A 23,905-nucleotide genomic window follows, 5' to 3' on the forward strand; every position below is an offset into this window, starting at 1 on the left:
TCACAGGATCAGGGCTCCTGAAAGGATGCGCCGCCGGTGTGCGAATGGGATCGTCAGGGGCTGGGCGAGGGGCTGCTGCCGGCGCGGGCGGAGGAGGAGAAGGCCGCCTTCACCCGGTCGAGGGCGCGGGAGATGATCTCGGCCGCCTTTTCGGCCAGCTCGTCGAGGGCGTTCTTGCCTTCCTTGCGGCCGGGGGTGCTGGAGGTAGCCTCGCCGATCTGCGCATCGAGCTTCTGGAAGCGGCCGGTGAGGGCCTCGGCGTCCGGCCGCTGGCTGATGATGGCCTCGACCGCCGTGCGGTCCTTGGCGTACTGCCCGGTCGCGGCCGCCGCGCGCTCGTAGGCGGCGGCGAAGCTCTTCTCCTTGGCCATGGCACCGTCGAATTGCTGGCGCAGGTCAGCGTAGACGCCGCCGGTCCGCATCTCGGACATGACGCCAGCGATGCCGCCCGGGTCAGCCTTGGCGGCTTCCCGGATGCGGTTCATGACGCTGGCCCCCGGCCCACTGGCGAAGGCCTGTAGCGCTTCCAGCGCCGCGCGGCCGGACTGCTCGGCACCGCGGAAGCTGTTCTCCTCCCGGCCTTCCTGCATCCGCTGCTCGAAGCGGCTGACCCGCTCAACCATCGGCGTTGGAGTTGGATCGAGCGTCGCTGCTCGCTGCTGGTCCGGCTTGTGCATTGCGGCCATGATTGACGCCACCAAGCCAGGGGCGCGGAGCTGGGCTTGAACACGGGACTGGTCTTGATCCGGCTCCGGCTGACGAGTGGCTTGTTGAGGCGGGGAACGCCAATCAGGACTGGCGGCCCGCATTGGCTCGGGACTGGCGGCCTCCTGGTGAGTGGCGGATCGAGCGCCCATGCCTCGCTCTGCACTTCCGGTATGAGATCCGGGGGTGCCAGTGCTTGCGGGATCGTTCACCGCTTCTGGCGTGCGCCGGGTGCTCTCTGCTTCCGCGTGAGCAGTGGAAGCCAAGGGCAAACTGGGAAGGCCACTCAGGCGTGCCCGGCTTTCCAGAACCTCAACCCGGTCCCGAATCGACGCCGTGTCCTGGGCTGGTCGTGTCGCGGCATCCGCTGCGATGACCCGGATATCCCGAACCAGACCGACGTCCTGAATCTCCGGCGTCCGCCGCATCAGCTCCTGCAGGCGCTCGTTCTGCAAGCCGGGCATGGTGGTGGCGAGGCGTGCCATCTCCTGGCGCATCGGCTCGCTCATGTTGACGACGGGACCGGCGAGCTTCTCCAGATCCTGCAGGGCATAGGCGACGCGGATGCGGAAGTTGGTGGACTCGGTCCGCCCTGGCTGCTCGGCCCGCTCCGTGAGGAGCCGGATGGTGTCGCTGAGGTGCGGGTCGATGGCCGCGACGTGCTCGCGCGCGCGGTTCATCCGGTCCAGCACGTCGCGCAGCGGATCGCGCCCAGCATTCTCGGCAGCGCCTTTCGGCCGCTCGGCGGCCACTGTGGTGTCGGACATGGCTTGGGGTTCCCTGGCTGGTGGTCAGTTGGACGCGATGGAGGGGGAGGGCATCTGCACGGGTGGCGCCCCGTTGCGCTCCGCCGTCGCGGCAAGAAGGGATGCCTGCAGGGCCGAGTTGTAGAGCTGCACCCGGTAGTTCTGCATGGCGAGGTAGTTGCTCATCGCCATCTCGAGCGCGATCTCCCGCTGGACCGAGGCGGGCGGCATCGCCTGCAGCGAAGCCGCCCAACTGACGCTGCTCACGCGCCGGTTCACCTCGAGGTCCATCGCCTGCAGCCACGATGCGGTGGTCACAGGCGTCTGACCCTGATCCTGCATCTGCTGCTGCTGGGCCGCGGTCAGCGTGACCGACGGCGCCTGGACGGCGATGCTGTAGTTCAGGACGTCGCGCGCGAGCGACATGCGCGCGGTGTAGGAGCGCCGCCGTGCCGCCGCGTCCTGCCCCGCGACCGAGGTCAGCTGGTCGCCGCGGAGGGCGGCCGGAACGACAGGCTGGACGAGGTTGGTGGCGAAGTCGTTGGCCGCGTTGACCCCGGTCTCGCCGTTCAGGGTACCCGAACTGAACAGGCTGGCGGCACGCTGATCTCCGTTGGGCAGCGGCGAGAGCGTGCAGAGCCCGGCCTCGGCTTCCCGCTGGTCGCAGTAGCGGGACAGATGCATCTGCGTCGATGCCGCGGCCGACTGCGCGGCACCGTAGTAGGCCGGAGTGCCCGGCGCGCCCTCGCTGCGGGGATCCATGACGTTGCTGATGGCGGCGGCCACGAGGGTGGCCTGGCCCGCTGCGGCCTGCAACGACTGACCATTGTCGAGCGCCGCGCAGGCCTGCGGGTTGGGCGTCTGCTCGTCGCGTATCTGGGAGTTGCGGGCATCGCGCAGCACGCGAGCGTTCGCCGTATTGGAGGCATCGGCGATCTGCTGCTGGGCCGCGACCTGAGCCTTGGCGTAGTTGGCGTTCTGGGTGAAGCCATCGCGCAGCATGTCGCTGACCGACGTCTCCATGTGGGTCACCGAGTTGGTGATCTGCGTTCCGATGCTGCTGATCGCGTTGGTCAGGGCCTGCTGCGCGGCCTGCAGGATGCCCATCACACCGATATCGACGACAGGCAGGTCCGCCCAGGCGGGAGCGGCGCCGAACAGAATGCCGCCGATCAGGATGCCAGCGGTGGTGGAGAGGAGTTGCTTCCTCATGGTCATGGCACCTGCTGCGGGAGGGTGTAGCCGGTCGGGGCGGTGGCTTGGCCGTTGATGTAGAGACCCTGGCCGCCGGCGAACTGCCCGGCCGTTATGCTGCCGATGGTCGGCCCGCCCCCTCCGAAGGAGAGGCGGGGGCACATCATGCCGCCGCCGAAGCCGCCGAAGCCCAGGTTGAAGCCGCTCACGGTCAGTCCGCACTGCGCCGAGCCGATGCTCGACTGCCAGGCCGACTGCACCATGTTGCAGAGCTGACCCTTGATCGAGTTGAGCAGGGCGGTCGGGTCGAGCAGGCTGGTGATGACGTTCAGCCCGCTCCCGTTGAAGAAGTTATCCAGGCAGGTCAGGGAGGTGACGCTCTGCGGCGGCCTGATGCTGGCATCATCGGCCTGGATGCGGGCCGTGGCACCGTCGATCGCCGCCTGGGTGATGACGGCACAGCCCTGGCTGCCCTGGTTGGCGGCCTGGGCCATGGCATAGCCGGGCAGCGCCGTGAGGACGAGAAGGGCGGCATAGCGGCGCAGCGGCGGCATCACACGGCCTCCCCCTGCTGACCCTGGCAGGCCGCCAGCAGTGCCTGCAACCGGCCCTGGCTGAAGATCCGGGCCAGCAACTCCTGCCGGTGCAGTTCTTCGACGAAGCCCCGAAGCGCCTGGCCGGCCCCGCTCGGATCATCCCGCAGCAGGCCTCCGAGGACCTGTCCGCTTCCCGGCAGCCCGGAAAAGGAGAGCCAATGAAGCAGGCGCAGGAGCCGGGCCGGGCCGAGCTGGACCAGCACCCGACGCAGGTTATCCTGCACGGGCTCCTCCCGCAGGGCGACGGAGAGCCCATCCGCGTCGTGGTTGAATGACTGGTCGAGCGTATCGCCGAGTTCAGCCAGCGAGGCGCGGACTTCCGGCTCCTCCTCGACCGGACGGACGGCCCCTTTCCAGCGGGCCGCAACCAGGGGCTCCCGATCCTGGAGCCAGGACGTTACCGTTGCCTTGCTGAGGTCCGGCATCATGAATGCTCCTTCAGTTCAGGAGCAGTCTGAGACGTCGGCGTGCGAACGGGATCAGGCTAGTTTCCGATGGTCAGGGTCCGCCCGTTCAGAACCACATGGAGCCCAAGCGGCCGTAACGCTGCCCCAAGTGCCTGATTCCAGGGCTTTCCGCCGCTCCAGGTGACCCGCGCATCCGGATCGACACCCGTTCGATAGATCACACGGAACGACGGCGGCACGATCTGCTTTGCCGCAAAGGACAGCGGTACGTCGTTGCCGAAGCCGCGAGCGATGCTGTAGCGGGGACGAGGAGGGGGCGGCGCTGGTTCGTCCGGGGAGGCATCCCCCGCCGGTCCCGACGCGAGGGGGGCAACCGGGGCAGGAGACTGCAGCTGGGCGCCCTGCATGAGTTGGAAGTCGATCGGATGCAGAGGGGAAGTCAGCAAGTGGATCGCAGCGAGCGATGTGGCCAGGGCGAGCATCGTGTCCTCCGTCTCTGGAGGCAAGCTTTCGCCATATCGGTGCGAACGGGGACGGCGGAATGCCGGTGACGGGCGCGTTGCTACAAACCCCCACCCAAAAGGCCAATTTCTGGAGCCTGTCCGGTGCCCATTCGCTTGGGGCGCCGTCCATCCTGACCTCAACGGATACAGGGGTTTGGGATGGTCATGCTCGATTGGGAAGCCTTCATGAGTAAGAAGCCAACAGGGCTGCCGTCCCCTCCGGACCTTGAGGCAGAAGGGCAGGAGGGCGCCGCCGAACAGGCCCCTGCTAAGGGTCAAGCATCCCCGCCTCCGAGAAAGCGGGGCGCCATCAGGGACAAGGAACTGTTTGTCAGGGTCGCACGGCGGATCGTCGAGCTTCGTAAGGCAAATCACATGAGCCAAGCCCAACTTGCCCGGGCGTCGGAGTGCCCTGTCTCGACCGTGTTCTCGGCGGAGCAGGGTGTTCACAACATCTCCCTCTCAACCCTGCAGAAGCTCGCCGAGGCCCTGAAAGTCCGGATACGCGACCTGATTCCCGAGCCAGAACCCCCGGCGCCGGCTCCTGCGCCAGCGCCGCCGCCCCCTCCTATGTCCGCGCCCCCCGCGATCAGCACGGAAACTCTCAAGATGGTCGACAGCGTCTTGGCGACGCACCTGACGGAGATGGGACGGGCCACGTATCTGATACAGCAGGTCCGTAAGGCCCTGGAAGAAGTAGGGAAGCCGGAGAAGACGAGCGATCGGAACCAGCCTTAGGAAAGTCTGGTGGTCTTGGTCGGAATCTCGATGAACGGCGGGTGAGATCGGAATTGTGCGAACGGGAAGGTCGGATTTCTCCTGAACGTCGTCATTTTCCACTCGCTTTATCGGATTGAACCGCGATAGAGAGCTCCGGCAGGCCGCCGGAGTGATCTCATGCTCGCATCCATCGCTGCTCCCGAAATCGTCCGCGCAAGTCGGGCTCCAATGGATGCCAGCCCGCCCGCGCACACGACATTCCGGAACGAGGCGGTGCTGCGGGGGATGGTGGCCCGCGGGCACGGCCTCGAGGCGATTTCGGCCTATCTGCAACAGAGCCCCGACGAGATCCTCGATGCGGTGGTCAGGCTCGATCTGCCGACGCCGCATGACCGGCCCCTGCGCCAGAGTTCAAGCCCGAAGGCCTGGAAGGCGAGTGACTATCTCCCCCTGATCCAGGACTGGCTCGCCGGATTCCACGCCGCGACCATCGGCGAGCGTTTCGGTCGCTCGGCGGGTGCTATCTGGGCCAAGGTGCGATGGCTCGGGTTGCCGAAGCGCGACCGGCGCAGCGTCGCTCGGCCCAATCGCGAGGCGGCAGCCGCACGCGAGGCCATCGAGGAGGTCGGCCAGTTCGTCACCGACGAGGATGGCAACCGCATTCCCCTCCAGCGGAAGCCGGGAACCGGCCAACTCTGCTGGATCCGCGATCTGGACATCGTCCTTGGCAAGCTGTGGCTCGGCAACGTCCATCACCGGGTCATCGCGAAGCTCTGGGGCGTATCCCCCGGCACGATCAGCTCACGGGCGAGCCGTCTCGAGCTGCCGCCGCGGGACCGCTCCCAGCTGGTCACGCAGTACGATCCGGCTGTCGCGGCCCGGAACATCGCCGAGGGCGGCTTCATCTATCGGGCGTGCAAGTCGAAGCCGGGCTGGTTCTTCTGGTGCCAGCGTGGCCGGACCATCAGCAAGCTCGGCCGGAAGGCCCTTCAACGCCGCAGCTCGGGCTTCTGCGAAGACTACAGCGTCAGCTACGACCTTGGCTCACTTGCGCTGTAGCCGTTCGCACGGGTCCCCCTGAGAGTGGATCATGGTTCCTCCTCGGAGATCGCGCGCATGCAGAACTCAACGGCCGCCGTCCAGCGCAGAATCTCGGATCCCGATTTCCAGGCCTCGCTGGTCAAGTGGTGCCTCGGACTGACCGTCACGGTGATCGGACTGCTCGCGGTCTCGCTCGCCCACGACGCCTACGTGTGGCTCAATCCGCCGGCACCGAGATACTTTTTCGTGGATGGTCGCAATCCGCCCCGTCCCGCCGTCGCGCTGGACAGCCCCATCGTCGATGACGTGCAACTGCTGCAGTGGACGGTTCACGCGATCCTCGCGACCTACAGCGTCGACTATCACAATTATCCGTCGCAGCTGAACACGGCCGGGATGAGCTTCTCGGAACAGGGATGGTCATCCTTCGCCAGGAGCTACATCAGTTCCGGCAACTTCGACCAGATGAAGAAAGCCCGCCTGCTCTGTTACGCGCAGGCGCAGCGCGCGGCCACTATCCCGAAGACGGAGATCGTCAACGGCCGGCTCGCCTATCATGTCCAGTTCCCGATGCTGCAGACCTGTGAGAACACGCAGCAATTCACCACGCAGACGCTGATCATGACGGCCACCGTCATGCGAACTGACGACCAGCGCCATCCGGACGGTCTGGTCATCGACGAACTGGTCGCATCCCCTCGCTAGAAGGAGTTGCAGTCTTGCTCGCACGTCTTCCCAAGGCGGCTGCCGTTGCGGGCATCTGCCTTCCCGCCATCTGCTTCGCACAGGTGCCGGGTCAGGCCCCGGCCGGAGCGCCAGCCACCACGACGCCTGACGACCAGAACGCCAGTCGCCAGCGCATCCTCGATGACGCGATCCCGCTGACGCCCGACATGATCCGCGAACTCGCGCGGCGCTACGGCGAGACGCAGCGGGCCCGCGAGGAAGGCGGCCTGCAGATCGCATCGCCCATCAGCCGGCCGCTGAACGTCACCTACGCACCGGGGCAGGCGACCGCCATCATCCAGACAGTGCGCGGCTACCCGACGGCGGTGTCGTTCTTCGACAGCACAGGCCAGCCCTGGCCCATCGCCTGGGACAGCAACAGCAACGCGGCCAGCGTGTCGACGGGCGGCGGCGGCAACGGCGAGAGCTGCAACACCGCGCCGAGTGCGGCCGGTCCCAACGGCCGCGCCGAAGTGACGGGCTTTCAGGTCTGCGTGCCCGTGCGGGGCAGCAACACGATCCAGATCACGCCGATGTCGATCAGTCCGCGCGGCGGACTGCTGGTCAACCTGCAGGGCGCGCCCAAGCCGATCGCCTTCATGTTGATGGCGGGGCGCGACCGCTACGACGCCGAGATCAGCGTCCATGTGGCCGCGCGCGGTCCGAACGCGCGGGTGCAGATCGACACCCGCCCGAATGCTCCCTTCACCGGCGCCCCGTTCCTGACCGCGATGCTGTCCGGGGTGGCCCCGGCCGACGCCGTGCCCCTGTCGGTCAGCGGCGTCTCGCCCGACGAGGCGCGGGCGTGGCGACTTGGTGACCACATCTATCTGCGCACCAGCTACACGCTGATGTCGCCGCCCTGGGACGGCTCGCAGAACGGCGAAGGCAACGTGACCATCTACGCGCTGCCGGTCACCCCGGTGGTGCTGCTGTCCGTCAACAACCGCACGGTCTCGGCCGAGCTGAGGGAGGAGCGCTGATGTCTGGCGCGTTGGGAAGGCTCCAGCTCGGCAGCGTGCTGGGCAGGATGCGCGTGTTCAACCGGGCCGGCGCAGCCGGTCCGCTGCGCCTGGCGCTGATCTCCGGCACGGCCGTTATCGTGTTCGGCACCGTGGTCGGCGTGTCCTTCATCAAGGGCAGCGAGCCGCCGCAGTCCCGGACGGCCCGCATGCCGGCCGTCAATCCGCTCCCCGGTGGCCCTCACAGCAACCCGAACCAGGACCGGCTGGCGCTGGAACATAACCAGCAGGAAGCCGACAGGGCGGCGCGGCAGGGACAATCCTACACGCCGCCGCTGACGGCGAGCCGGCCGATCAGCCTGCAGGCGCCAGCGCCGGCGCCCGCACCCGTTGTGGTTCCGGCCGCCGCTCCGGCCGCCCCGCCGAGCATCAGGATCGCTGAACCTCCTGCGCCGCGCCCTGTGCTGCCTGCGACCCGACCGGTCCAGCAGGCCGCGCAGACCAACCAGCAACAGTCGCAGCAGGACCAGATGTTCCGCGCAGCCGTGGCCGACGTCCTCAACGGCTGGGGCGCGCGGCCCAGCCGGACCGACGTGGTGCTTCCGCCAACCCGCAACCAGGAGAGCGGCGGCAGCAGCGATGGGGCGACCGGAGAGGGCGGGCTCGGAGGAAGCGGCGGTGGTGCCGAGGCACGGAACACAGCCGTCGCGCCGGCCTCGACCATGGCCCGTACCCTGCCGCAGCAGGTCCTGGTACCGGCGGGACGGGGGGTCTATGCCCATACCGTCGTGGCCGTGAACTCGGATTCCGGCGGCCCCATCGTGCTGCAGGCCGACAGCGGACCGATTGCCGGCGACCGGATCATCGGCAGCTTCGGCAAGGCCGGAGACGGCGACCTGCTGGTGGTGCGCGTCCAGAGCCTCGTCCACAACGGCCAGAGCATTCCGGTAGATGGTATCGTCATCGCGCCCGACAGCATGGAGACGGCGGTCGCCACCAGCGTCGACCAGCATTACCTCAGCCGCTTCATCCTGCCGGCGGCGGCGGCCTTCGTGCAGGGTCTTGGACAGGCCATTGCCACCACCTCGAACACCCAGTCGGTCATCAGCCCCTTCGGTGGCGCCGCCTACTCGACGCGCCTGAACCTCGACCAGCAGGTCGGCGTCGCCGCCGGTGTGGCAGGTGCCAGGGTCGGTGCCGCGCTCAACCAGGCGGCACCGCGCGGCCCGACCATCCATCTCGCCGCCAATGCGGGCGTCGGCGTCATGTTCCTCAGCAACGTCGCCCTGCCGCAGCGCTAGTCGAAAAACCCCGGCCCCGTTCGCACGGGGACCGGCGATCCTGTGAAACACCATCATCCGCAGGATCGTCATGGACACCCACATCGAGCAAACCCTGCCTCGTCCGTTCGTCCGGCCGGAAATGACCCTGCCGGGTGAGGACGAGGACATGCCGCCCGCCCCACGCGCCGAGCCCGTTGACCGGCCCGGCGCGGTTGCGGAGGAGGCTGCCGAGGCAGGCGACACCCCGCCCGAGGCGGCAAGCGCAGCCGCCGAACCGGCGCAGACGGCCCTCCCGGCCAAGCCCCCGCGCGGTCGTCGCAACGCCCTGATGACCGGCGCGGCGATGGCCGTGGTGCTCGTGGCGGCCGGTGGGGTGTTCCTGATCTCGCCCTACAACCACCTCGCCTGGCTGGGCGGCCATCCAGGTCCCTCGACCCACCTCGCGGGTGGGCAGACCATCACCCTCCCGGCGCCCGTCGCGCCTGCCGCGACCCTGGCGCGCGCGCCGACGCCGCAGACGGTCGCCAGTCCACCTCAGCCGCACCCAACACAGCAGCCAAAGCCGGAGGAGCTGCAGGAGATCGTCCGCCTTCGCTCGGGCGATGGGCCGAGGCCGACGCCGATCTCACCGCCCGCGCAGCGCCAGTTCGACGAGCGGCATTCGGCGCCGGCAACCCCCTCGAGCCCGCCCCCGGCGGCTGCGCCGGCGCCTTCGCCAGCAGCCCCCGCCCCGTCGGTGCAGGCGAGCCTTGCGGCGTCGGCGCCGGTTCAGGCGCCAACGCCGTCCCCCGCTGTGGCGCCTCCCGCCCCGCCGGTGGCAAGCCCTGCCGCCCCGCATGATCCGGTACAGCGGGCCGCCGCCCTGCAGGCCGCCCCGATGAGCACGCCGCAGCAGGTCGAGGTGCTCAATCTGGTGACGGAGCTCGGTGTGCTGGTGCGCAATCAGCGAACGGAGAACGCCCAGCTCCGGGCCGATGTCCAGCAGATGCGCGAGCGCCTCGATACCCAGCTCGGCGACTATGACCGGCGCCTCGCTCTCGCCGAGGCGCGTGGCGCGATCAATGCGGCGATGGGAGCCGGCGCCCCCCCAGTGGCCGCTCCGCCGCCCACGCCGGCCTCATCGCCCGTGACGCCGGTTTCCGTCACGGTGACAGCGCCCCCCAGCACTCCGGCTGCCCGGGGCGTCCGGCCGGTCGCCAGCGCCGCACCCGCTTCCTCCCCGCAGGACGCCGCGCCGAAGCGCTACCGCGTCCAGGCTGCCTCTCCCGGCCTGGCCATGCTGGCCGAGGTGGACCGCACAGGCGACGTGGGCAACCTGCTGCAGGTCAGCGTGGGTGACGACGTGCCAGGCTACGGCCGCGTGAAGTCCATCGCGCAGCAGGGCACGGTCTGGGTGCTGACCGCCGAACATGGCACGATCCGGTAGGGCGCCGTCATGCAGGGCCTCGCCAACTTCGCGGCGGCGGTCGGCCAGATCTTCCAGATCCTGTTGCCGACCTTCTGCTACATCGCCGCGCTCACGCTGTTCCTCTTCGCCGGCTGGGGCTTCTGGCGGCAGTCCCAGCCGGACAACCCGTTCCGCGGCAAGCCGTGGATCCCGATCGTGTCGCTGCTGTTCTGCGGTGTCTTCGCCAGCTTCGACCGGTTCCTGACGCTGGCCAACCGCAGCGGCGGATCGGCCGTCACGGTCAATCTGGTCGCCGGGCTGAGCAGCTACTCGGCGCCGAGCACCGACAACATGCTCGGCAGCACGCCGGCCGATACTGTCATCAACGTCGTGCAGATCTTCCAGCTGTTCTTCCAGGCCTTCGGCGCGATGATGGCCTTCGCGGCCATGTACGGGCTCTGGGCGGTGATGCGGGGCACCAGCCGGCGCACGCCCGGCGGCTGCCTCGTGCAGTTCGTGTTCTCGGTCATGCTGATCAACGTGCTGACCATCTCGCAATGGGTGGTCAGCTTCTTCACATGAGGCGTCTCCGCACCAATGCGGATGCAGCAGCCCGGCCGGAAGCGGCCGGGCTGATTTTCTTTCGGAGCCTCGAATTTTCCAGGGCCCGTTCGCACGGCACCTGACGATCCTTGGACTTGAGAGGGATGCACTCTCTCGGTCAAAGGAGATCACCGTGAATCTTTCCAAGATGAATGCGACCGTGCCGGCGGTGATGGCCCGGCGTCTCGGGCGCCGTGGCCGTGCGCTCGTCACCGCCGGCACCGGCCTGCTTGGCTCGGCAGTCCTGTCCGCCAGCGCCTTCGCGCAGGCAGCCGGCAACGGCATCGGCGGCCAGATGCAGACCATGGCGCAGGAAGCCTCGACCACCGGCGGCTTCGTCGCCTCGACGCTGATGTACTGCGCCGCCCTGGTCTGCTTCATCGCCGGCGTCTGGGCGCTCTGGCAGTCCCGCCAGCCGCAGAACCGGGAGGGCGGCCGGGTCGCGATGGGGCTCGCCGGCCTGGTGCTCTGCGGCCTCTTCGTCACCGGCGGCGCCTGGATCAACAAGGCGGCGCAGACCACGACCGGCACCGCCGCCTCGGTGACCAGCACCGCCGGCGTCGTCGCCTTCCAGTAGGCCGCCATGCGCCTCCTGCCGCTCCTCCTCTCGGCCCACCCCTCAGCCTGGACCGCTGATGCCGGACCGGAGGAGCGGCAGGGACCCTCCGTCACCGGGTGCTGCCGGTTCTGCGGCTTCGACGCCGGAGACCGGCGGGAGCCCTTCCACCGCAACGGCGACCACACCGACCCGTCCCCCGACAACGTTGTCGCCGCCTGCCCCCTCTGCCACCTGAGCCAGCATCCCGACCGTCCGCAGATCGACGCCGAGGCGGTCCTGATCTGGCTGCCGGAGATCTCACAGGCGGGCCTGAACTGCCTGGTGCGCGGCATCCACTCGGTCCTGCACCGGCACGGGGAACCCGCCACAGCCGCCCGCACTCCGCGGGGGGCCGCACCGGAGCTGGTGGCCGCCTTCCGCACCTTCCGCGCCCTGCGCGAGCGGTCCAGCACCGCGCTGGATCGCCTCGGCACCACCTCCTTCGCCGATCTCGGTGCGGCCCTGCTTCACCTGCGTCCAGCCACCTATGCCAGGCGGGCGGAGCTGCTCGCGGGACTGCGGCTGCTACCGCTCGGCCAGCTCTTCCGGGACGGACGGGACGTCTACCCCGAGATGCTGGCCGCCTGGGCCTCCCCGCAATCCCGCGCCTGAAAGGGCCCGCCATGTTCGGCCTCGACAAGCTGCTGGCCAGCGCCTCCCTGCTGCTCCGCCAGCCTCTTCCGTCCTTCTGCGAGGTGGAGACGACGCATGGCAATGCGCTCGTCACCAAACAATCCGACTACGTGAGCTTCCTGCGCATCGACGGCCTGCGCCGCCAGCCGACGCGGGCCGAGATCGAACGCATCGCGACCGCGCAGCGGATCGACCTCTCGGGCACGCTGGAGGACAAGGGTCACGCGATCGTCGGCTTCTACATCTCCGACCCTGACCTCGCGGCCGTCGAGATCGAGCGCGTTCACATGGAGAGTTGCCGGGGTGTCGCCCGCGAGCTCGGGCTCGATTTGACGGACATTCTCGCCGAGCGCTCCGCCCGCTGGCCGAAGCTGATGCGCTGGGAAGCCGCCTACTACATCCTCTGGACCCGTCGCGGCGTGCTGACCAAGGAAGAGCGCAAGCAGATGAAGGAGGAGCAGGACGCGCTCGCCCGCGAGTGCCCGCTCGTCGGCGAAAGCCAGCGCTACTTTCTCCGCAGCGAGATCATGGCGGCGCGCCACGCGGCCTTCCTCGCCCGCGTCGAGGCCTCGCTGCGCGGCCATGACATCGCCACCACGGAGCTGGACGCGCACGACGCCCTCAAGGTGATGCGTGAGACCATCTACCGCGAGACGGCCGGCTCGCCCTGGAAGGCGACGCTGCAGGGCGATCGGGTGATGGGGCGCCTGCCCGAGGAGCACGTCAGAAAGGTCAAACCCGAGGGGCTGCTCTGGCCCTCCATCCGCAGCCAGATCTTTCACGCCGATGCCGAGACCCTGGGCGGCCAGCGGGTCCGCATCGGCGAGTACGAGTATGCCCATGTCGACCTCAAGGTCGGTCCCGAGGACCCGCGACCCTTCCTCGAGCTGGCCGCCCCGCTCGGCCGGGACCGCATCCCCTGGCGCGGCGCGTTCGTGATCGAGGGTGGCGGCAAGGTCTCCATGATGTTCAAGGAAATCGGCGCCAAGTTCTTCGGCATGTTCCCGCAGAACGCGGACCTGCGCCGCGCCTTCGAGGCGCTGGAGCAGGCCCGCGCGGACAACCACATCAGCGTCCGCCTGCGCGCCTCCTTCGCCACCTGGGCGCCGATCGACGAGACCCGCAAGCTCCGCCGCCGCGCCTCGACCCTCTCCCAGCGGCTCGAGGGCTGGGGCAACTGCAAGGCGACCTCCGTCGCTGGCGACCCGCTCGAGGGGGCGCTGAGCAGCGTGCCGGGCCTCGCCCTGGCCTCGACCGGCGTGCCGCACGCCGCCCTGCTGGGTGACGCCTTCGCCATGCTGCCCTGGGCCAAGACGGCGGTCCCCTGGCAGCGCGGCGCCGTCCTGTTCCGCAAGCCCGACGGCGCCATGGCGCCCTATGATCCGACCGGAGGCGCAATCCGACCGCAGGTGCTCGACATCTTCGTCGCCCCGCCGCGTTCGGGGAAGTCGGTGCTCGCCAACACGATCAACCTCGGCCTCTGCCTCAGTTCGGCGGTGATGGGCACGAACGGCGCCAAGCTGCCGCTGATCGGCAAGGCCGATATCGGCAACTCGGCCGAGGGCTTCGTGCGCCTCCTGCAGGAGGCGCTCGGCCCGGCCCGCCGGCACGAGGCGATCTTCGTCACCATGCAGTTCGCGCCGGGGTTCGAGTTCAACGTCTTCGACCTGCAGCTGGGCTGCGAGTATCCCCTGCCCCTGGAACGCGCCTTCCTGCAGAACTTCCTAGAGCTCGCCACCCTGCCGCCGAACGAGACCAAGCCCTTCGAGGGCATGGGCCATCTCATCCATCTCGTGATCGAGGAGGCCTACCGCCTCTGCACCGGCGTGCAGGGCGGCTCTCCCAAGCGCTACCGCGCCGGTGTCGAGCCGGCGGTGGACCAGGCGCTGCGCCGGCACCGCATCGAGCTGCAGCACGAGGACCCGTGGTGGCGCGACGTGGTCAATGCGTTGATCGAGGTGGGCGAGTATCGCTGGGCGGAGGTGGCGCAGCGCCATGCCGTGCCGACCATCCAGGACCTCATCAGCGCGGTGCGGACCGAGCAGGTCCGCGACAGCTTCAACGGCCTCAAGATCGCCGCCACGCACGAGGAGCTGGGTAAGACCTTCGAGCGCTACATCTATGCCTTCATCCGCAACTACCCGACGCTGAGCGAACCCACCAGGCTCGACTTCGGTCCTGCGCGGGTCATCGTCATCGACCTGGCGGCCGTGGCGCCGACCGGCTCGGCCGCGGCGGACCGGCAGACCGAGATGATGTACATGATGGCCCGCCACATTCTGGGGCGGAACTTCTTCCTCCACGTCGATCATCTGGCGCATGTGCCGGAGCCGATGCGGCCCTACCATCGCGTCCGCTTCCAGGAGGCGATGGAGACGATCAAGCGCCTCGACTTCGACGAGTGGCACCGCACCCAGAACAGTCCGCAGGTGCAGGCGCAGGCCGAGCGCGACATGCGCGAGGGACCGAAGCACAACGTGCAGCTCGGCTTCGCCAGCCAGCGTCTCACCGACATGGGACAGGCGATCATCAGCCAGTCGACGGGGCGGTTCATCCTGAAGGCGGGCGATGCCAAGGAAGCCGAGGAGATCATCAAGCGCTTCGATCTGGGTGAGGCCAGCGCCCACAATGTGCGCCACACCCTGAGCGGCCCCGGCCCGGGCGGTGCGCCCTTCGTGGCGCAGTTCGCCGTGGATGCGGACCGCTGGGAGCAGATGCTCATCAACAGCCTCGGCCCGGTGGAGCTGTGGGCGCTCAGCACGACGCCGGGCGATAGCGCGTTGCGCAACCGGCTCTATGCCCGGCTTGGGTTCAGCGAGGCGCTGCGACGCCTGTCCAAGGTGTTTCCCTATGGCTCGGCCGAGAAGGAGATCGCGCAGCGCAAGGATGATCGCCTCAAGCGCGGCGAGAAGGAGGACGGCGCCGTGCTCGGGGTGCTGGACGAACTGGCCACCGAACTGACCAACGGCACCGGGCTCGGCATCATCCTGCGCGACGTCGACACCCGGCGCGACGCGGCCAATGACATATCGACGGAGGGTTCGCCGCAGCTGATGGCGGCGGAGTGAGGAAGCCGGGTCTGTGTTCAGGATGAACACAGGCCCTCGTAAAAACTTTCGCCGGCGCACGCTGATTGCGTGCGCCGTTCGCACGGAACCTCCGCAGTCTTGGATCGAAGACAGTTGGAGGGTTCCCCCAATGCGATCCCAGCGCCTGCGCCTCGCGGGCACACTCACCGGCCTCGCCCTGCTGGCCGGATGCGCCACTCATCCCGTCACCACGGACATCGAGGCCACGGGCATGGCGAACCCGGAGGTCGCGTTGCGGCGGTCGATGGATCTGGTGAACAGCCAGATGGCGGCCCTCGGCGGCCTGCGCGCCGTACCGCCGACGCCCGCCATGGCCGCGGTGCCGGCCTCGGTCGCGCCCGTCGCGGTCCGGCCAGGGCAGGCGGTCGTTGAGGTGCCACCCAGACCCGTGGCCTCGGCCAGTGCCGTCACGGTTTCGCCCGTGGTCGCCACCCCGCCGGGGATCGCGCCCGCCGGCTCACCGCCGATCCAGGCCTTCCCGCCGCCTGTCCGGTCCGGCGCGGTCGTGCCGGAGGAGCTGCAGCGACCGATCGGCTTTGCGTGGAACGGCCTGCTCGACGATGGCGTGCGCAAGGTCGCGGCCGAGGCCGGCTACCGGGTGGATGTGTTCGGCCCGACCAACATGCAGCCGCTGGCCGTGGCCGTGCCCAACTCGGCAACCACCCTGATCGGCGCCTTCAAGGCACTCGGGGATCAGGCTGGCAGTGCCGCCACGGTCCGCGTGGACACCATCAACCGCCGGGTGGAGGTAATCCACCATGTCTAAGCTGCAGCGTCTGCTCTGCGCCGCCACGGTGCTGGGCGGGTTGGGGCTCGCGGAGGCCAAGGCCGCCGAGCCGGGCTACCTGGCGGATGGCGCGACGCCGCCCATGCCGAGCGTCGAGCAGTTCGATGCGGCGATCCCGGCGCTGGCCAACCCGCTGAACCAGCCCATCACCGGCGCCCGGGAGGCGCCGGGCATCGTCGGGGGTGAGGCGCCGCCCTCGCTCGAGGCGCTGCAGGCGACCCGCCCCGGCGACGAGCCGGGGGACGGGCTGGAGCAGGGCCGGGCCGAGGTGCTGCGCCAGTCGGGCCTGACCTATGGTGCCCAGGGCGGCCTCGCCGCCCGGTCCTTCGCCATCAACGAGATGCTCCGCCGCTACGAGGCCGAGCTGACCACCACCTACGACTTTCGCGCCCTGGTGCTGCCGGTCGGCAACGGCCAGACGCTGATGCGGCCACCCATCGTTTCCGAGGCGCAGATGGCCTTTGCGCTCGGCGAGAACGGCCAGGTTGCCCGCGAGACGTCCTGCATCTTCGAGATCACCCGCGAGGCGCAGCTGACCTCGGCGCCGCCGGACTGGCGCACCTATCTCGTGCGCTCCTGGGGCAAGCCGCGCCGCCCGGCCGATGCCGGCCTGCCGCGCACCCGCAAGGAAGTCGAATACTGGAACCGCAATGTCGCCGAGGGCTGGGCCCAGGGCGAAAAGCAGGCGGTCGAGATCTTCCTCTCCGACCTCGGCCGCCTGCAGCGCGACATCATCGGCATGGCCCGCTACCGCGTGCTGCTGCGGGCCGGCCTGGTCGAGGAGCCCCGCATCTCCTTCGCCGATGCCGCGACCGAAGGCGGGCGGGCGCGCCTGAATATCGGCGACCGCACGATCCGCATCACCGATCAGCCCGGCCTGCAGGCGAACCGCCGCCGCTGGCAGCCCGGCGCCGGCTGCCACTGACCCGCGGCGGGGAGGACGTCGCATGAACGCCATATCGCCGCTGACCTGCCGGCCCTGGCCCGATGAGGGCCTGCGCTGGGTCACCGAGCCGCGCCGGCACGCGCCGGGGCTGGATTCCCTTCTCGCCTGGGCGAGCGGGGAGGGGGCCTCACGGATCAGCTTCCATACGGGCAAGCCGGTCTGGCTGCGCATCCATGGCCGCAACTATGCCGTGACCCAGCATGCGCTCGATCAGGCCGAGATCGCCGCCATCACCAATCACCTCTACGGAGCGGACGGCACCGCCCGGCTGCAGGGCGGGCAGGATTTCGACGTCGCCTATGAGATCCATGTCAGCCGCTCGCAGCGGCTGCGCTACCGGCTGAATGCCACCTCGACCCAGGTCAGTCGGGGATCGGGCGCCAACATCGTGCTGCGGCCCATTCCGGACCTGCCGCCGCCACTTGAGGATCAACTGGTCGAGCCGATGATCCTGGAGAACTGCCGGCCGGCAAGCGGCATGGTGATCGTCAGCGGCGCCACAGGCTCGGGCAAGTCCACGCTGATCGGCGGCATCACCGTCGCCAAGCTGATGGACCCGGAGGGCAACTACAACATCCTCGAGGCGGCGGCCCCCGTCGAGTTCCTGCTCGACCGGCTCAAGGGGCCGTCCTCGACCATGGATCAATGCGAGATCCCGCGCGATCTGCCGAGCTTCGAGGCCTTCATCCGCGGCACCACCCGGCGCGAGCCAACCGACATCATCGTCGGCGAGTGTCGCGACACTGCGACCATGAGCGCCGCCCTGAACGCCGCCATGCTCGGCGCGACGCTGACCACGACCATTCATGCCGACACGGTGCCGCTGACCATCCAGCGCATCGCGGCGCTCTGCGGCAACGAGGAGCGGGAGAACCTGTTGAGCTCGGCCGCGCAGTCGCTCCGGCTCATTGTCAACCAGCGCCTCGCCTTCTCGACCGACGGCAAGCGCACCGCGTTGCGTGAAATCCTGGTCTGCGACGAGGAGCTGCGCGCGCAGCTGATGCGGAGTGACGCGACGGATTGGCCAGACCTGACCAAGCGCGCGGTGCAGGAGCGGGGCCAATCCTACGAGGTGGCCATCCGCAAGGCACTGGCCGAGGGCCGGATCAGCGAGGCGACCGCGGCGCGCGAGATGAAAAGGACCAAGGGCTGATGTGGCGCTACACCTCTCTCCCCGTGCGGGTCGCGATCCTCGACGCCCGCGCCTGCATTCCGATGCTGGTCTATGTGGTCTACTGGTCCTGGACCACGGCCTCCATCGCGATCGCCGGCACGCTGTTCTTCACTGTCATCAGCTGGTTCGGCCTGACCCTGCCGGCGGTGTTTCGCGTGGTGCGGCGCTGGCTGGTCGGCAGGGTCCGGCCGGCCGTGCCGGCCTGGCAACGCCGGCGGCTGGCGTGACCGGCCCCGTCGACCTCGCGGTGGTGAGCCGCACCATGGAGAACCTGATCCGGCAGGAGGATAAGCCCCTCGTGCTGCAGGACCGCGCCACGGGACAGGCCCTCACCCTCTCGCCCGAGACGGGTGGTAGCCCGGACGGGCTGCTGCCCGTGTTCCTCGCCGCCGGCGAGGTGGTGTGGCGGGAGGCGACCGGGAAGGGGTTCGCGCTCGACGTCACGCAGGATCCCAAGGCGCTGCTGGGCTACCGGGTGCGCGGCATCGGTAACGGCCCGTTCTCGGCGGTGATGCTCTCGGTCATGGAGGCGACGGCCCAGGTCGCCCGGCCTGACATGCTGCTGGTCAATGACCTCGACGCGGTGTGGCAGGCCGCAAGCCAGCGCTTTCGTCACGCAGCCGCAGCCGCAGCCGGGAGCCGGCCTTCGGCGGGAGCCGCGCCGTGAGGCTCGCCGCCGGCCTGCTGGCCCTCGCCCTTGTCGCGCCCCCTGCATTTGCGCGTGACCAAAGTCCAAGCCCGCCATCCGACGCCAGCGTCAGCATGGTCATGAGCTGCCTGAGCGCCGCCGCGGCGGTACACCGCCTGCCGCCGGGCGTGCTGGTCATCCTGCTCAACGTCGAGGGCGGGCAGCTGGGCCGGGTCAGCCAGAACACCAACGACACGGTGGATATCGGCCCGATGCAGATCAATCAGATCTGGATCCCTGCCGTTGCCCGGCACTGGCGCGCCAGCCAGGCTGCGACGCGGGACGCCCTGCTCAACAACTTCTGCGCCAATGTCGAGGCGGGCGCCTGGATCCTGCGCACCGCGATCGACGAGGCGCATGGCGACTTCTGGGAGGGCGTCGGCCTGTACCACTCACACTCCAGCCAGCATAAGACGACCTATCTGCGCCTCGTGCTGCAGCAGGCGCTTCGCCTGCAGGGCCTCGCGACACGGAGTGCCACCCTGCAACAGACCGTCGCGGCAGGAGGCTGACGATGATTCACTCATCCGGCAGTCAGCGTGCCGCCTGGGCGTCGAGCGACGATTACCTCGCCATCAGCGTCGCCATCATTCTGATCGGGATCGGCTTCGGCGCCTACGAGCTCTGGGCCAACTACCACGCGGAGATCACCTGGGGCGTCTTTCAGATCCAGCACTGGAAGATGCAGCTCATCGCACACTTCACGGGCGACTATGCCGAGCAGGATGCCCGCATGATGGCCGCCCACCCCGAGCGGGTGGACATCTGGCAGCTGCTGCAGCTCCTGACCTATGTCGGGCGGTTCTTCCGCATCCCGGCGGTTCTGCTGATGCTGGCGCTGGCCGTGCTCTGCTACGTCCGGGCCGCACCCTCGCGCTATTGCCGGCAGTTCGACCTTGCCCGCCTGCGCCAGGAGCAGGCGCGATTCTTCCGGTCGGCCGGGGCGATGCTCGGGCGCATGTTGCACCTGACCCGCATCGGCAAGGGCGATCCGTTGCCAGCCGATCCGGCACTCCGGGCCGATGAGTGGATCGCCCGCTACGCGGCGCGCCGGGATGGCACACTGGACGAATTGAAAGCCAGGCGGGCGCTGACGCGCCAGCTCGGCCCGGCCTGGCAAGGGCTGGACAAGGCCGCGCCGCATGTCCGGGTGCTGTTCGCCGCCTTTGCCCTGCACCTCGTCCAACGGCGGGAGGACGCCTTCGACCTGCTGGGCGACATGGCCGAGGTGCTGCCGCGCGACCCGAAGGACAAAGGGGCGGGACCAGCGAAGCCGCTCATCCTCCCGCCCGCCCTGGTCGAGGAGGCGGACCGGGTGCTGCGGGACGCCGCGGTGCGCAAGCCGGCGCTCCGGATCGCGGACAGGCACGCCTACACCACGACGGCGTTGATGTCGGTTCTGAACGAGGCGCGACGCCGCTCCGGCGTTCTGCCGCCCGCCTCCTTCAACGGCCTCAAGCTGGTGGACCGGCCGCTCTGGTATGCGCTGCATTCCCTGGGCTTCCCCGGTGACGGCCCGGGGCAGAACACCCACCCGAACCCCCGCATTGAGGCCCTTGGCGCGCGCGACCATTGGGCAGCAGAGCGCGCGGCGCGCGCGCCGCTCGTTACGCCGATGCTGGATCAGGCCCTTGCATCCGTTCGCACGGCCCATCGGCAGGACAGCGAAGCACAGCGGGCCGCCACGCTCGACATCTGATCTGGCGAAACTCGCTGCGTCCATTCGCACGGCGCCCCCTCACCCTGAGGGGACACACGCAGGAGGCACCATGAACCCGTCCCATCTCAGCCTGGTCGTCGGTGGCGCCGCTGCGCCGGGCGCCGACCATCCCGACACCACGACGCCGCTGCCCGGAGCGGGCACGCTGCACCTCCACCTCCATGTTGCCAGCGAAGCGATGGAGAGGGCCCCCGGGGAGAAGGGCCAGCCTCTCAGTCGCTGGACCGGCCTCCTTGCGGGCATGGCCCTGGTCGTGGCCTTCGGCGGCGGCTACCAGCTCGGCCATCGGCCGGCGCGGGATGACGTGTCCAATCTGCGCCCGCCAGCTCTGGCCGGGTTCACGCCCCCGGTCGAGGCGGTGATGCCGAGCACCGCCGGCGGGCTGCCGGCCATCCAGCGCGAGTTGGCGCTGCCGCCTCGTATCATCCCCCCGCAGGGTGTCGCGCCGCACGCGGCCACCCCGCCCGCCGCTCAAAGCGCGCCCGGCACTCCCGCTGCCGTTGCCGCCGGCACAGGCCCAACCGGGCCCAGCCGCAACGCCTTCGGCCTCGAGAACTGACCCGTGATCCAGCGTGAGATCCTCGGGCCGCAGGAGCGGTTCGAACGCTCTGGCACCCAGGGTCTGCGTGACGTCCGGCCCTTCACCACCCGGTTCGTCGAAGGGCTGAAGAGCTCGGCCTCGGCCTTGGTGCTCGCGGGCATGGCCGGCGCCACGTTCTTCTACCCGGCCTGTCTGGACCTGACCTTGCCGGTGTCGCTGCTCTATGCGGGCTGGGTGCTGACCCGCCGGGCCACCCTGCCCATCCGGCTGCCACGGAGCGCGGGCGTCCTCGACTACAACTACCCAGACCCGGCCACCCGCCGGCCCCGGATGGCGGCCGGCTCCATCTTCCTCGGCTGGGACCAGGGCACCGGCCAGGAACTCTGGATCACCAACGAGGACGGCCGCCAGCACGGCACCATCCCGGGCACCACGGGCGCGGGCAAGACCACCGCCATCCTGAGCCTGCTCAGCAATTCACTCACCCACGGCAGTGGTTTCGTCCTGGTGGACGGCAAGGCCGACAACAAGCTCTACGGCGAGATCTATGCTCTGGCGCGGTCCTTCGGCCGTGAGGACGATGTGCTCGCGCTCAATTTCCTGACCGCGAGCGGGATCAAGGAAAGCAACACCTTCAACCCGTTCGCGACCGGCAACGCCGACGCGATCCGCGAGCTGCTGGCGAGCCAGCTCGGCGAGCAGCAGGCCAATGACAGCAACGGCGTGTTCCGGGCCCGCGCCATCGCGCTGATCGGCACCATGGCCCCGGTGCTAGTCTGGATGCGCGACCACAAGGGTGTGCCGATCAACATCGAGACGATCCGCTTCGCGCTGGAACTGCGCGGCATCTGGATGTTGGCCACGCAGCGAATCTTCTGCTCGCGCAACGCGGAGACGGGAGAGGTGATCGAGATCCCGGTCCCCGACATGCCGGAGGACATCATCTACCCGGCGAGCGCCTATCTCGGCGAGCTGCCGGGCTACGATACCTCCGTACCTTACAACGAGCAGAAGGGCGACGAGCCGTCGAAGCAGCACGGCTTCGCGCTGTTCTACTTCACCGCGACCTTCACCCAGCTCGCAGTGTCGCTCGGGCACATCTTCAAGGTGCTGAGCGGCGACATCGACATGCGCGACGTGGTGCTCAACCGGCGCATCCTGGTGGTGAACCTGCCGGCGCTGGAGAACTCCGACGACACCCTGGCGGCGCTCGGCAAGATCGTCGTGGCCAGTCTGCGCGGCATGCTGGCGCAGTTGCTCGGTGCCAAGCTCTCGGGTGATTCCAGTGAGATCTTCTCCCTCAAGCCCGGCATGGGCGAGGGGCCGTTTCACGTCGCCTTCGACGAGCTGGCCTATTACGCGACCAACGGCATGGATCGCATGCTGGCCATGGGCCGCGGGCTGAACATCATGTTCTGGCTCGGCTTCCAGGAGCTGTCCGGCATCTGGGCACGGCTTGGTGAGAAGACCGCTTCGCTGCTCGGCAACGCCAACCTGACCATCGCCATGCGCCAGCAGGACGCGCAGCGCACCCGTGAGTGGATCGAGAAGACGGCCGGGCAGACCTATGTCACGCAGGCCACGTCCTTCCAGGGCGGCAGCGATGGCGTCTACCGCGAGGCGCAGCACGCCGAGATGCGCCAGGTCGGCCGCGTCGAGTGGAACGACCTGCAGCGCCTGCTCGAGGGTGAGGCGATCGTGCTGTTCGGCGGTCGGCGCATCTACGCCAAGCTGTTCCACGCCAAGGTCGACAGCAACGGACCGATCCGCCTTAACGTGCCCCTGATGCTGGCGGCTCCCCCTGGCGAGGCGGTGCGCAGCCGCCGGGACGGCGTCGCTGCGCTCTCCGAACTGATCGAGGCCGGCGAACTGGCCCGCGGCAGGTCGGAAGACCTGCCGCCGGTCCTCCGCGCCGTGATCGACGGCTTCAAGGCGTCGGACGCCCCCGACATTCCAGGCCGGGTCAAGGCGGCGATCGCCGCCGTGGAGGCGGTGCCCCCCGATCCCCGACCGGACGGCACCCATGCCGAGCCGCCGGAGGGAGATTTCCGCCAGATGCTGGGCGAGGCCGCCGAAGGACCCGACGATGGCGACATGGGGCAGGGGCTTCCGGGAGGAAACGTCGATCCCGAGGCCATCCCCCTGCTGACCGAGATCGAGCGCCACGGGGGCGCGACGGGCGCCGCCGCGCGGCGCAACAGCCTCGCCGCCGTCGGCGCCGGGCAGGAGGCGCAGAGCGCCATTCCGCCCAGCTCCCACCCGGCCATGACCGCAGCCGAGTTGCGCGTCCGCATCGACCAGATCATCGAGCGGATCGCGGCCTGACTATGGAGACGCAGATGGACAGCACCACCAGGACCGCACCGCGGAGGCGCGCCCAGCCGGTCCGTGACCAGATCCTGGCCTACCTGACCGAGCCGCGGCACGCCTATGAGATCGCGGCTCATACCGGCCGGAGGACCGCCACCATCACCGGCCATATGCAGGCCATGCTGCGCCTCAGGCTGGTGGAGCGGGTCGCCTATGGTGTCTACGCCAGGGCGGGCACCCTGCGCGGCCCGGCGCCAGCCGAGGCGCTGGCCCGCCCCCACCCGATCCGGAGCGAGATCTTCCGCTTCCTGGCCGAGCCGCGGCACATCGATGACATCGCCGCCCACCTCGGCCGCTGCCACGACAAGGTCACGCCCGAGCTCAGGACCATGATCGGGAATGGCCTGATGCGCTGCATCGGACCGCAGGTCTTCGCGCGGGCGGGTAAGGGCACCGGCCAGGAAAGTAGCCGCCGGTTCGTTGCGGCTGGTTGGTGAGCCGGCCTATTCTCGCCGCCCTGGCTGGGCGGGTTCAGCCTGGCAGAGG

The 23,905-nt window shown here is 69.2% G+C and carries 25 protein-coding genes; 20 read left to right on the forward strand and 5 right to left on the reverse strand.

The features are described from left to right. Positions 1-53 precede the first annotated feature (53 nt). From QMO56_RS21415 to QMO56_RS21435, 5 genes are read right to left on the reverse strand one after another with little or no spacing between them, the layout of a single operon-like run. Complete coding sequence (locus QMO56_RS21415; RefSeq protein WP_283529202.1) at positions 54-1,472, reverse strand: hypothetical protein; 1,419 nt, start codon at positions 1,470-1,472, stop codon at positions 54-56. A 24-nt stretch (positions 1,473-1,496) separates the two neighbouring features. After that, positions 1,497-2,669: a hypothetical protein gene (locus QMO56_RS21420; protein ID WP_283529204.1), complete on the reverse strand. Its 1,173-nt coding sequence runs from the start codon at positions 2,667-2,669 to the stop codon at positions 1,497-1,499. Continuing rightward, entirely contained in the window at positions 2,666-3,199 is a 534-nt protein-coding gene (locus QMO56_RS21425) for a hypothetical protein (protein ID WP_283529206.1), read from the reverse strand. The genes QMO56_RS21420 and QMO56_RS21425 overlap by 4 nt, the downstream gene beginning before the upstream one ends. Beyond that, entirely contained in the window at positions 3,199-3,669 is a 471-nt protein-coding gene (locus QMO56_RS21430) for a hypothetical protein (RefSeq protein ID WP_283529208.1), read from the reverse strand. The genes QMO56_RS21425 and QMO56_RS21430 overlap by 1 nt, the downstream gene beginning before the upstream one ends. 56 nt (positions 3,670-3,725) lie before the next feature. Beyond that, positions 3,726-4,130: a hypothetical protein gene (locus QMO56_RS21435; protein ID WP_283529210.1), complete on the reverse strand. Its 405-nt coding sequence runs from the start codon at positions 4,128-4,130 to the stop codon at positions 3,726-3,728. A 180-nt stretch (positions 4,131-4,310) separates the two neighbouring features. Between QMO56_RS21435 and QMO56_RS21440 the strand changes: the two genes are divergently transcribed. The 20 genes from QMO56_RS21440 (at position 4,311) to QMO56_RS21535 (ending at position 23,856) form a co-directional block, all read left to right on the forward strand. Continuing rightward, entirely contained in the window at positions 4,311-4,889 is a 579-nt protein-coding gene (locus tag QMO56_RS21440) for a helix-turn-helix transcriptional regulator (RefSeq protein WP_283529212.1), read from the forward strand. 159 nt (positions 4,890-5,048) lie between these two features. Then, on the forward strand, positions 5,049-5,930 hold the full coding sequence (locus QMO56_RS21445; protein WP_283529214.1) for a hypothetical protein: 882 nt from the start codon (positions 5,049-5,051) through the stop codon (positions 5,928-5,930). Between the two features lie 57 nt (positions 5,931-5,987). Then, complete coding sequence (locus QMO56_RS21450; RefSeq protein ID WP_283529216.1) at positions 5,988-6,617, forward strand: DotI/IcmL/TraM family protein; 630 nt, start codon at positions 5,988-5,990, stop codon at positions 6,615-6,617. A 14-nt stretch (positions 6,618-6,631) separates the two neighbouring features. Further along, complete coding sequence (locus QMO56_RS21455; RefSeq protein ID WP_283529217.1) at positions 6,632-7,621, forward strand: DotH/IcmK family type IV secretion protein; 990 nt, start codon at positions 6,632-6,634, stop codon at positions 7,619-7,621. Further along, the gene (locus QMO56_RS21460) at positions 7,621-8,901 is read left to right on the forward strand and encodes a DotG/IcmE/VirB10 family protein (protein ID WP_283529219.1); all 1,281 of its coding nucleotides are present in this window, start codon (positions 7,621-7,623) and stop codon (positions 8,899-8,901) included. The genes QMO56_RS21455 and QMO56_RS21460 overlap by 1 nt, the downstream gene beginning before the upstream one ends. A 70-nt stretch (positions 8,902-8,971) precedes the next feature. Then, a complete protein-coding gene (locus QMO56_RS21465; protein ID WP_283529221.1) occupies positions 8,972-10,309 on the forward strand; it encodes a hypothetical protein in 1,338 nt (445 codons plus the stop codon). A gap of 9 nt (positions 10,310-10,318) precedes the next feature. After that, positions 10,319-10,852 carry a hypothetical protein gene (locus QMO56_RS21470; RefSeq protein ID WP_283529223.1) on the forward strand — a complete coding sequence of 178 codons (534 nt, stop codon included), beginning with the start codon at positions 10,319-10,321 and terminating at the stop codon, positions 10,850-10,852. Between the two features lie 154 nt (positions 10,853-11,006). Then, the gene (locus QMO56_RS21475; RefSeq protein WP_283529225.1) at positions 11,007-11,450 is read left to right on the forward strand and encodes a hypothetical protein; all 444 of its coding nucleotides are present in this window, start codon (positions 11,007-11,009) and stop codon (positions 11,448-11,450) included. 6 nt (positions 11,451-11,456) lie between these two features. Next, positions 11,457-12,083 (forward strand): hypothetical protein, encoded by a 627-nt coding sequence (locus QMO56_RS21480; protein WP_283529227.1) that lies wholly within the window; start codon positions 11,457-11,459, stop codon positions 12,081-12,083. Between the two features lie 11 nt (positions 12,084-12,094). Beyond that, positions 12,095-15,172, forward strand: a complete 3,078-nt coding sequence (locus QMO56_RS21485) for an ATP-binding protein (protein WP_283529229.1) — start codon at positions 12,095-12,097, stop codon at positions 15,170-15,172. Between the two features lie 130 nt (positions 15,173-15,302). Further along, a complete protein-coding gene (locus tag QMO56_RS21490; protein ID WP_283529230.1) occupies positions 15,303-15,959 on the forward strand; it encodes a DotD/TraH family lipoprotein in 657 nt (218 codons plus the stop codon). Beyond that, positions 15,952-16,905, forward strand: a complete 954-nt coding sequence (locus QMO56_RS21495) for a type IV secretory system conjugative DNA transfer family protein (RefSeq protein ID WP_283529232.1) — start codon at positions 15,952-15,954, stop codon at positions 16,903-16,905. The genes QMO56_RS21490 and QMO56_RS21495 overlap by 8 nt, the downstream gene beginning before the upstream one ends. Positions 16,906-16,927: 22 nt before the next feature. Then, on the forward strand, positions 16,928-18,079 hold the full coding sequence (locus QMO56_RS21500) for a type IV pilus twitching motility protein PilT (RefSeq protein ID WP_283529233.1): 1,152 nt from the start codon (positions 16,928-16,930) through the stop codon (positions 18,077-18,079). Further along, positions 18,079-18,327, forward strand: a complete 249-nt coding sequence (gene icmT / locus QMO56_RS21505) for an IcmT/TraK family protein (RefSeq protein ID WP_283529234.1) — start codon at positions 18,079-18,081, stop codon at positions 18,325-18,327. The genes QMO56_RS21500 and icmT overlap by 1 nt, the downstream gene beginning before the upstream one ends. After that, entirely contained in the window at positions 18,324-18,767 is a 444-nt protein-coding gene (locus tag QMO56_RS21510; protein WP_283529235.1) for a hypothetical protein, read from the forward strand. The genes icmT and QMO56_RS21510 overlap by 4 nt, the downstream gene beginning before the upstream one ends. 101 nt (positions 18,768-18,868) lie before the next feature. Further along, on the forward strand, positions 18,869-19,300 hold the full coding sequence (locus tag QMO56_RS21515; RefSeq protein ID WP_283529236.1) for a lytic transglycosylase domain-containing protein: 432 nt from the start codon (positions 18,869-18,871) through the stop codon (positions 19,298-19,300). Between the two features lie 2 nt (positions 19,301-19,302). Further along, positions 19,303-20,487, forward strand: a complete 1,185-nt coding sequence (locus QMO56_RS21520; RefSeq protein ID WP_283529237.1) for a hypothetical protein — start codon at positions 19,303-19,305, stop codon at positions 20,485-20,487. Between the two features lie 70 nt (positions 20,488-20,557). Next, the gene (locus QMO56_RS21525) at positions 20,558-21,067 is read left to right on the forward strand and encodes a hypothetical protein (RefSeq protein WP_283529239.1); all 510 of its coding nucleotides are present in this window, start codon (positions 20,558-20,560) and stop codon (positions 21,065-21,067) included. A gap of 3 nt (positions 21,068-21,070) precedes the next feature. Continuing rightward, on the forward strand, positions 21,071-23,374 hold the full coding sequence (locus QMO56_RS21530; RefSeq protein ID WP_283529241.1) for a type IV secretory system conjugative DNA transfer family protein: 2,304 nt from the start codon (positions 21,071-21,073) through the stop codon (positions 23,372-23,374). A gap of 14 nt (positions 23,375-23,388) precedes the next feature. Beyond that, on the forward strand, positions 23,389-23,856 hold the full coding sequence (locus QMO56_RS21535; RefSeq protein ID WP_283529243.1) for a hypothetical protein: 468 nt from the start codon (positions 23,389-23,391) through the stop codon (positions 23,854-23,856). Positions 23,857-23,905: the final 49 nt, after the last annotated feature.

This window comes from Roseomonas sp. E05 (assembly GCF_030063475.1).
Taxonomy (GTDB): Bacteria; Pseudomonadota; Alphaproteobacteria; order Acetobacterales; family Acetobacteraceae; genus Pseudoroseomonas.

Coding starts and splice junctions, on each gene's coding strand:
- QMO56_RS21420 (WP_283529204.1), bottom strand. CDS start 2,669: ATGACCATGAGGAAGCAACTCCTCTCCACCACCGCTGGCATCCTGATC.
- QMO56_RS21490 (WP_283529230.1), top strand. CDS start 15,303: ATGCGATCCCAGCGCCTGCGCCTCGCGGGCACACTCACCGGCCTCGCC.
- QMO56_RS21445 (WP_283529214.1), top strand. CDS start 5,049: ATGCTCGCATCCATCGCTGCTCCCGAAATCGTCCGCGCAAGTCGGGCT.
- QMO56_RS21430 (WP_283529208.1), bottom strand. CDS start 3,669: ATGATGCCGGACCTCAGCAAGGCAACGGTAACGTCCTGGCTCCAGGAT.
- QMO56_RS21525 (WP_283529239.1), top strand. CDS start 20,558: ATGAACCCGTCCCATCTCAGCCTGGTCGTCGGTGGCGCCGCTGCGCCG.
- QMO56_RS21470 (WP_283529223.1), top strand. CDS start 10,319: ATGCAGGGCCTCGCCAACTTCGCGGCGGCGGTCGGCCAGATCTTCCAG.
- QMO56_RS21460 (WP_283529219.1), top strand. CDS start 7,621: ATGTCTGGCGCGTTGGGAAGGCTCCAGCTCGGCAGCGTGCTGGGCAGG.
- QMO56_RS21435 (WP_283529210.1), bottom strand. CDS start 4,130: ATGCTCGCCCTGGCCACATCGCTCGCTGCGATCCACTTGCTGACTTCC.
- QMO56_RS21515 (WP_283529236.1), top strand. CDS start 18,869: ATGAGCTGCCTGAGCGCCGCCGCGGCGGTACACCGCCTGCCGCCGGGC.
- QMO56_RS21520 (WP_283529237.1), top strand. CDS start 19,303: ATGATTCACTCATCCGGCAGTCAGCGTGCCGCCTGGGCGTCGAGCGAC.
- QMO56_RS21415 (WP_283529202.1), bottom strand. CDS start 1,472: ATGTCCGACACCACAGTGGCCGCCGAGCGGCCGAAAGGCGCTGCCGAG.
- QMO56_RS21450 (WP_283529216.1), top strand. CDS start 5,988: ATGCAGAACTCAACGGCCGCCGTCCAGCGCAGAATCTCGGATCCCGAT.
- QMO56_RS21465 (WP_283529221.1), top strand. CDS start 8,972: ATGGACACCCACATCGAGCAAACCCTGCCTCGTCCGTTCGTCCGGCCG.
- QMO56_RS21440 (WP_283529212.1), top strand. CDS start 4,311: ATGGTCATGCTCGATTGGGAAGCCTTCATGAGTAAGAAGCCAACAGGG.
- QMO56_RS21480 (WP_283529227.1), top strand. CDS start 11,457: ATGCGCCTCCTGCCGCTCCTCCTCTCGGCCCACCCCTCAGCCTGGACC.
- QMO56_RS21425 (WP_283529206.1), bottom strand. CDS start 3,199: ATGCCGCCGCTGCGCCGCTATGCCGCCCTTCTCGTCCTCACGGCGCTG.
- QMO56_RS21535 (WP_283529243.1), top strand. CDS start 23,389: ATGGACAGCACCACCAGGACCGCACCGCGGAGGCGCGCCCAGCCGGTC.
- QMO56_RS21495 (WP_283529232.1), top strand. CDS start 15,952: ATGTCTAAGCTGCAGCGTCTGCTCTGCGCCGCCACGGTGCTGGGCGGG.
- QMO56_RS21500 (WP_283529233.1), top strand. CDS start 16,928: ATGAACGCCATATCGCCGCTGACCTGCCGGCCCTGGCCCGATGAGGGC.
- icmT (WP_283529234.1), top strand. CDS start 18,079: ATGTGGCGCTACACCTCTCTCCCCGTGCGGGTCGCGATCCTCGACGCC.
- QMO56_RS21485 (WP_283529229.1), top strand. CDS start 12,095: ATGTTCGGCCTCGACAAGCTGCTGGCCAGCGCCTCCCTGCTGCTCCGC.